General features: G+C 47.0%; 4 protein-coding genes. 3 read left to right on the top strand and 1 reads right to left on the bottom strand.

The annotated features are described in order from the left end of the window. Window positions 1–3206, top strand: a 3206-nt coding sequence (locus DBY95_RS10490; protein WP_107724254.1) for a collagen-flanked surface repeat-containing protein, incomplete at its 5' end; no start/stop codon positions are given. A 237-nt stretch (window positions 3207–3443) separates the two neighbouring features. Here the strand turns inward: DBY95_RS10490 and dusA are convergent. Then, entirely contained in the window at window positions 3444–4448 is a 1005-nt protein-coding gene (gene dusA, locus DBY95_RS10485; RefSeq protein ID WP_107724253.1) for a tRNA dihydrouridine(20/20a) synthase DusA, read from the bottom strand. A gap of 217 nt (window positions 4449–4665) precedes the next feature. Between dusA and DBY95_RS10475 the strand changes: the two genes are divergently transcribed. After that, complete coding sequence (locus DBY95_RS10475; RefSeq protein ID WP_107724252.1) at window positions 4666–5286, top strand: L-threonylcarbamoyladenylate synthase; 621 nt, start codon at window positions 4666–4668, stop codon at window positions 5284–5286. Between the two features lie 567 nt (window positions 5287–5853). Then, window positions 5854–8902, top strand: a 3049-nt coding sequence (locus DBY95_RS10465) for an ESPR-type extended signal peptide-containing protein (RefSeq protein WP_199903886.1), incomplete at its 3' end; no start/stop codon positions are given.

The following is an 8902-nucleotide window of genomic DNA, read 5'->3' as shown; positions in this document are numbered from 1 at the left end:
TCACTATTACTAATCTAGGTGATGGCTCAGTCACTACTACTATCGTTAAAGACGGTAAAAACGGTAAAGATGGTAAAGACGGCGCTACTGGCGCAGCCGGCGCTAAAGGCGACAAAGGTGACACTGGCGCAGCCGGCGCTAAAGGTGACACTGGTGCAGCCGGTGCTAAAGGCGATAAAGGTGACACTGGTGCAGCCGGCGCTAAAGGCGACAAAGGCGACAGCATCACAGGTGAAGTTGTAGATAATGGTGACGGTACCCATACCATCACTATTACTAATCTAGGTGATGGCTCAGTCACTACTACCATCGTTAAAGACGGTAAAAACGGTAAAGACGGTGCTACTGGCGCTACTGGTGCAACCGGTGAAAAAGGTGACACCGGTGCAACTGGTGCAGACGGTAAGAATGCACAAGCCAATGTTAAAGACAACGGCAACGGCACCCACACTGTAACCATCACCGACGGTGACGGTAACACCACTACTACCATCGTTAAAGACGGTGCAACTGGTGCGAAAGGTGACACTGGTGCAGACGGTAAGAATGCACAAGCCAATGTTAAAGACAACGGCAACGGCACCCACACTGTAACCATTACCGACGGTGACGGTAACACCACTACTACCATCGTTAAAGACGGTGCAACTGGTGCGAAAGGTGACACTGGTGCAGACGGTAAGAATGCACAAGCCAATGTTAAAGACAACGGCAACGGCACCCACACTGTAACCATTACCGACGGTGACGGTAACACCACTACTACCATCGTTAAAGACGGTGCAACTGGTGCGAAAGGTGACACTGGTGCAGACGGTAAGAATGCACAAGCCAATGTTAAAGACAACGGCAACGGCACCCACACTGTAACCATCACCGACGGTGACGGTAACACCACTACCACCATCGTTAAAGACGGTGCAACTGGTGCCGACGGTAAGAACGCTGAAGCCGACGTTAAAGACAACGGCAACGGTACCCACACTGTAACCATCAAAGACGGTAACGGTAACACCACTACAACCATCATTAAAGATGGTGCAACTGGTGCCGACGGTAAGAACGCTGAAGCCGACGTTAAAGACAACGGCGACGGTACCCACACTGTAACCATCAAAGACGGTAACGGTAACACCACTACAACCATCATTAAAGATGGTGCAACTGGTGCCAAAGGTGACACTGGTGCAGATGGTAAGAACGCTGAAGCCGACGTTAAAGACAACGGCGACGGTACTCATACTGTAACCATCAAAGACGGTAACGGTAACACCACTACTACCATCGTTAAAGACGGTGCAACTGGTGCCAAAGGTGACACTGGTGCAGATGGTAAGAACGCTGAAGCCGACGTTAAAGACAACGGCGACGGTACTCATACTGTAACCATCAAAGACGGTAACGGTAACACCACTACAACCATCATTAAAGATGGTGCAACTGGTGCAGACGGTAAGAACGCTGAAGCCGACGTTAAAGACAACGGCGACGGTACTCACACTGTAACCATCAAAGACGGTAACGGTAATACCACTACTACCATCGTTAAAGATGGTGCAACTGGTGCTAAAGGTGAAGCTGGTAATACTGGTGCAACTGGTGCCGATGGTAAGAATGCCAAGGCCGATGTTAAAGACAATGGCGACGGTACTCATACAGTGACCATCGTTGACGGTGACGGTAAAACTACTACCACTATCGTTAAAGACGGTAAGAACGCTGAAGCCGACGTTAAAGACAACGGCGACGGTACCCACACTGTAACCATCAAAGACGGTAACGGTAATACCACTACTACCATCGTTAAAGACGGTGCAACTGGTGCTAAAGGTGACACTGGTGCAGACGGTAAGAACGCTGAAGCTGACGTTAAAGACAACGGCGACGGTACCCACACTGTAACCATCAAAGACGGTAACGGTAACACCACTACTACCATTGTTAAAGACGGTGCAACTGGTGCCAAAGGTGAAGCTGGTAATACTGGTGCAACTGGTGCAGACGGTAAGAACGCTGAAGCTGACGTTAAAGACAACGGCAACGGTACCCACACTGTAACCATCAAAGACGGTAACGGTAACACCACTACTACCATCGTTAAAGACGGTGCAACTGGTGCCAAAGGCGATACCGGTGCAACTGGTGCCGACGGTAAGAACGCTGAAGCTGAAGTTAAAGACAATGGCGACGGTACTCACACTGTAACCATCAAAGACGGTAACGGTAACACTACTACTACTGTCGTTAAAGATGGTGCAACCGGTGCAACTGGTGCAGACGGTAAGAATGCTGAAGCTGAAGTTAAAGACAACGGTGACGGTACTCACACTGTAACCATCAAAGATGGTAACGGTAACACTACTACTACTGTTGTTAAAGATGGTGCTAAAGGTGATACTGGTGCTAAAGGTGATACCGGTGAAAACGGTAAGTCTGCTGAAGGTAAGGTTGAGCGTGATGAAGCTAAAGGTACTTCTACCATCACTATCAACAACTTCGATAAAGACGGTAAAGTCATCTCTACTACTACTGCAACCGTGAAAGATGGTAAAGACGGTAAAGATGGTAAAGATGCTGACGGCACCTTCGGTCTGGTTGACGAGACTGGTACTACTGACGGTTCTATCTCCAAAAAACTGAATAACACTATTCAGATTAAAGGTGATGCGGGTACTAAAGTTCAAGTATTCGACAAAGCAACCGGTAAGACTTCAGAGAAAGAAGTTCAAAACATCTTCGTTAAGAAAGACGGCGATGCGCTGAAAGTCAGCTTGAACCCTGATCTGACCGTTAACAGTGTTACTACTAACGAACTGAAAGCAGGTCCTGTAACCATCAACCAAGGTGGTATCGATGCCGGCAACACTACTATTAAAAATGTTGCTCCAGGTAAGAACGGTACTGATGCGGTTAACGTTGACCAGCTGAACCAAAAATTCGGCGATGTGAACAGCAATGTGAACAAGGTTGACAACAACGCCCGCGCAGGTGTGGCTCAAGCCTTGGCTACTGCCGGTCTGCCACAAGCTTACTTGCCAGGTAAGAGCATGTTGGCTATCGGTGGCGGTCACTACCGCGGTGAAACCGGTTACGCTGTCGGCTTCTCTAGCATCTCCGATGGTGGTAACTGGATCATCAAAGGTACTGCTTCCGGCAACTCACGTGGTCACTTCGGTGCTACCGCAGCAGTTGGTTACCAATGGTAATCTGACTTTCAGATGGCCTGAAAAGGCCGTCTGAAAAGACGAAGCAAAGTAAATGCGGCCTATTTAGGCCGCATTTTTTTATGCTTAGATTATGTTTTGAATTTATTTGATGAATTAATCGCAATAGTAGCCAAAGAGAAATGAATATATCTTTAGCAGACTGTTGTAATTTAAAAGGCCATCTGAAGCATCATTGGATGTTTCAGACGGCCTTTCATTTATTCGCACTATATGGCATTAATCCCAAATATTTGCGCGTTCGACTTCTTTCCATGCGTCTAGAATCAGGCTGCCGTCGTTGTCTTTTAGCAAGGCGGCATCTGAGAGCATACGGCGCCAAGTACGGGCATTTTTTAGGCCGTGCATTAAGCCTAGTGCATGGCGGACGATGTGGCGTAGGATGGTGCCGCGCCCTGAGGCGATTTGTTCGCGGCTGTATGCGTATAGCCAAGCTGCTAAATCTGCGTATTGGATTGGTGTGTGTGTGTCGTTGTAAAACAGTGCATCCCAATCACGCATCAGCATTGGATTGTGATAAGCCTCGCGCCCAATCATGACACCATCGACAAATTTCAGATGTTCGGCGATTTCTTCGTTGGTGGTGATGCCGCCGTTAATCAAAATTTCCAAGTCGAGAAAATCTTGTTTCAAGCGGTAGACGTATTCATATCTGAGTGGTGGGACTTCGCGGTTTTCTTTCGGGGATAAACCGTCCAGCCAAGCATTGCGTGCATGGACGATAAATGTGCGGCAGGCTGTTTTTTTGTGTAATGTTCCCACAAAATCTGCCACGACTTGATATTCTGTCTGTCTGTCTACGCCGATGCGGTGTTTGACCGTTACCGGAATTTCAACTGCATCCTGCATCGCGTTCAAACAATCTGCCACTAAATCTACATCATTCATCAGGCAAGCGCCGAAAGCGCCTTTTTGTACGCGTGGGCTGGGGCAGCCGCAATTTAGGTTGACTTCATTATAGCCATACGCTTCAGCCGCTTTGGCAGCGATTGCCAAGTCATGCGGATCTGAGCCGCCAAGCTGTAAAGCTACCGGTTGCTCGCCTTCGTTGAAACTCAAAAAGCGGTCTTTATCTCCGTAAACCACCGCGCCTGAGTTGACCATTTCGCTATAAAGCCAAGCATTGCGTGTAATTTGTCGCGCCATAAAGCGATAGTGTCGGTCTGTCCAATCAAGCATGGGGGCAACAGACAAGCGGCGGGAAGGTAGGGAAGAAGCAGGCATTGAGATGACTTTCAAACAAAATAATGCATTATATAGTGTATTAAATTGACTTTCGATATCGGCCGGTAAACCAAAATGATATATAAGGTATCACTGGATGCAGCTGTGTTGTAGCTGAGGCTAAATCCATTCATGGTGGTGGAAATCCAATATTCAGACGGCCAAATAAGTTTTAAAATACCAAACAGCAAACCATTAGAATGATAAGGAAAAAAACATGGCACAATTTTTCGCCATCCATCCCGATAATCCCCAAGACCGCCTCATCAAGCAAGCCGCCGATATTGTCCGCAGTGGCGGCGTCATCGTTTACCCTACGGATTCCTGCTATGCGCTGGGCTGCAAACTGGGCGATAAAACCGCGATGGAGCGCATTCTCGCGATTCGTAAAATCGATCAAAAACACCATCTGACCCTGATGTGTGCCGATTTGAGCGAATTAGGTACTTACGCCAAAGTAGATAATGCCCAATTTCGCCAGCTCAAAGCAGCTACGCCCGGCAGTTATACCTTTATCCTGCAGGCAACCAAAGAAGTACCCAATCGCACGCTTCACCCCAAGCGCAAAACCATCGGCCTGCGTGTTCCCTATAACGCCACTGCCTTGGCGCTTTTGCAAGAATTGGGCGAACCTATTTTAAGTTGCACCCTTATGCTTCCTGAAGACGAAGAGCCATTGACTGATCCATACGAAATCCGAGACCGTCTTGAACATGCTGTCGATCTGGTTATTGATGGTGGCTGGTGCGGTACTGAGCCGACGACAGTTATCGACATGACCGATGGCACTGAGCTGATTCGTCAAGGCAAGGGCGATATTGCCGTATTCGGTTTGTAAAACCATCCGCGTCTGTATAAGTAGGGATATGCGTATTCTTTCTATGACGTATTAAAAGCATATTGCCAATTTTATTGATAGCTCAAAAAACAAATTATTCAATTAAGCAATTGTTCAAAATCATTTCATCAAAGGCTGTCTGAAATCTTTCAGACGGCCTTTCCCATTTTTTTTAAAAATAATTCATTTTAAATAAAATTCCGAGCGATTGGCACGTTGCTTGCATGATTACTGTGATTGCTAATGACTTGTCGACGGAATACAACATTACGCTTATTAATAAAAACATGACTGGAGAACTTTTGATGATTGGTTTTTCTGTTCAAACGTCATGATTTTGTTTAAAAATTAAAGATAATCGGTTGATATTTTAGACTAGCGGATATTTTGTAAGTATGAAATACTATACCGTTGCGGGATAGTCAAAAGCCTAAATTTTGTCTCAAAGTGACAATAAACGTCAGCTTGAGATAAGCATTTTGCTGGGAAACCCCCGCATAAATTCTTAAAGTAGCGTCATGCTCATGCTCACGCTTTTACCTATCATAAAAAGAGAAAGACACACCTATGAATAAGATATTTAAAGTTGTTTGGAACCGTACGATTCAATCTTTTGTCGTAACTTCCGAATTGGCCAAAGGCCGTGTGAAATCGTCTGCAGAACAAAACAGTACAGATGTATCTGCCGAATCCGGTAAAAATGGTATCGCGACAGTTTTCAGATTGACAGTAATTTCGGCAGCTCTTTTTGGGGCAAGCAATGCATATGCGGCAACTGCTCAGGTTGGACGAATTGAAGTTGATAACACAACTAGTGCTACTGCGATCAGCGGTGCAACAGCAACAGGTGTTGGTGCATTAGGGGTAGGATTAACGGCACAAGCCAATCAAGGTAACGCTATTGCCATAGGTAATTCAGCCCAAGCTCAAACTGGAAATACCATTGCCATCGGTAAAAGTGCAGTGGCAAATTCTCCAGCTTCGGGTAGTGCGCCATCAAGTGCTATTGCACTTGGTGCAGACGCGAATGCAACCGGCCTTGGTACGATTGCTATTGGACGTGCATCTGAGGTTCTCTCCCAAAATAGTATGAATGTGAATGTAACTCACAATAATATTGCTATTGGTAATACGGCTCGAGTAGGCGATTCAAGTAGTTCTAAGATAACTCAGTCTATTGCTATTGGTTCAGGTAACCGTGTTGATAAACAGGGCAGACCTGAGGGTGCGTGGGCAAAGGGAGACCAATCTATTGCGGTTGGTGGTAATGTCGTGGCTAATGGTAATTCATCTGTTGCTATTGGTGGTGATGATTTAGATGCGGTAGGTGGTACTCGATATTCTGGCAATGCAACGGATAAATTCATCAACTATAATGAAAAAGGTGCAAAGACCGGTGAATATACGCTGAGCGGTAAAAGTCTGCGTGATATTTATAAAGAGATGACTGGTGATACGATGTATGGCGGTTCTTATGGTAATACTATTGCCGGTCAAGGTTCTGTTGCATTAGGTGTGCAGTCTAATTCATCTGCCGATTTGTCTCTGGCTATCGGTACCAAATCTCAGGCCACTGCCTTTGGTGGTGTAGCTTTGGGTACAGGTGCGAAGGCTACTTTGCTGAACTCTGTGGCTTTGGGTACGGCTTCTAAAACCGATAAAGAAGGTCAGGCATACGTTCAACGCGAAATTATGGGTGTAACCTATACTTGGGCAGGCGGTCAAACTACCGATGCCGGTGATGTTGTGTCTGTCGGTTCTAAAGGTTACGAACGCCAAATCATCAATGTATCCCCTGGCGATATTTCTGCTACTTCTACTGATGCTATCAACGGCTCTCAACTTTATGGCGTTTTGAGTGCAATTGAGCGTGTCCGCTATTTCTCTGTTAAGTCAGAAGAAGGCAAAACTGACGGTACGAAAAACTGGAACAATGACGGTGCAAAAGCAACCAATTCGATTGCTATCGGACCGAATGCGGCAACAAGCACTGGTGCGACGGGTAGTGTTTCCTTGGGTCATAATGCCAACGTACTTGGCGAAGATTCTGTTGCTGTTGGTCCAAATGCAACGGTAACTTCGAGAACTGTTGGCGCTGTTGCCTTAGGCTCTAATGCCAATTCCCGCGGTACAGGTTCTATCGCCATAGGTTTGAATACGGAAAATAATTACAATTACTCTGTAGTCGTCGGTGCTCACAGTAGAGCCAACTACGAAAATGCAACCGTTGTCGGTGCAAGGGCAGCGGCACAAAATAACGGTACGGCAATGGGCTATTTGTCCAATGCAGTCGGTGATGATTCTGTTGCAATCGGTCATCAGGCGCAGACAACGCAAGCTTATTCTATCGCCATTGGTAAGCAGGCAAACAGTTCAGGCCTTTATTCCACCGCTATTGGTTCCTCAGCCCAAGCTGCCGGGCAGAATAGTTTTGCCGGCGGTAATAATGCAAAAGCGACTGGAAGCGATTCAGTTGCTTTGGGTAGTGGCGCGACGACTACGGTTGGTAGCTCTGTTGCATTGGGTAATGGTGCTGTTGGCACTGCCAATAATTTTGATGCAACAGCTAAAAATGCAACATTCAAAAACGATAGCGGTACGACGACTAATGTCAGCTATGCAGCTTCTTCATCCGCTAAAACAGGCGCGGTTTCTGTAGGCAGTGCAGGCAATGAACGCCAAATCCAGAATGTTGCCGCAGGCCGTATTTCCGCCACTTCGACCGATGCGGTCAATGGTAGCCAGCTGTACACCGTTATGAACAATGTTGGACACAATATCCAACAAAACGGTACAGACAAATCCCGTATCAACAACAACGGTACAGTCAACTACGCCGATGGCAATTTGACGACCGTTGCAATCACCGATGGCGAGAATGCATCAAAAGTTCAAATCAACGTCACTCAAGGCTCATTGTCTGTCGATAATAATGGCACAGTGTCCGCACCGACTGCCGGTGTAGCGACTGTCGGCGATGTAGCCAATGCCATCAATAATGCCAAAACCACAACCAAGGTGGAGGCAGGCAGCAACACGCATGTCAATAAGACAACTTCAGGCAAAGAAACCACTTATACCGTCAGCGCAGATAAAGCAACGGTACAAGTTTCCAATGCTTTGAATTTGACCTCCAATGCTACAACCGCAGCCGATGGTGCAGTCACAACTGAGTACAGTATCGATCTTGCTCAAAGTACTAAAGATAACATCCAAAAAGGTGTGGACGCCAAAACCACCGTTGACACTAAAGGCCTGACCTTCAGCGGCGACAGCGGCAGCACCAATATCGAAAAACTCGGCTCCACCGTGACCGTTGCCGGCGACGACAACATCACCACCGAAGCCCAAGACGATAAAGTGACCGTTAAGCTGAACAAAGACCTGGTCGTAGACAGCGTCAAAGCCGGCGACACCACCGTTAACAACGACGGTGTAAAAGTAGGCGACGATGTTGCATTGACCCAAGACGGCGTTAAAGCAGGTGATGTCAAACTGACCAAAGACGGTTTGAACAACGCCGGCAACAAAGTGACCAACGTAGCTGCCGGTACCGACGATACCGACGCCGTTAACTACGGTCAGCTGAAAGAAACCAACGCCAATGTGGCCAAAG

The sequence above is a fragment of the Neisseria subflava genome (assembly GCF_003044935.1).
Lineage (GTDB): Bacteria > Pseudomonadota > Gammaproteobacteria > Burkholderiales > Neisseriaceae > Neisseria > Neisseria subflava_E.
Note: the sequence above shows the minus strand (reverse complement) of the source record. Positions and strands in the feature narration are given on the sequence as shown.

Coding starts and splice junctions, on each gene's coding strand:
- dusA (WP_107724253.1), bottom strand. CDS start 4,448: ATGCCTGCTTCTTCCCTACCTTCCCGCCGCTTGTCTGTTGCCCCCATG.
- DBY95_RS10475 (WP_107724252.1), top strand. CDS start 4,666: ATGGCACAATTTTTCGCCATCCATCCCGATAATCCCCAAGACCGCCTC.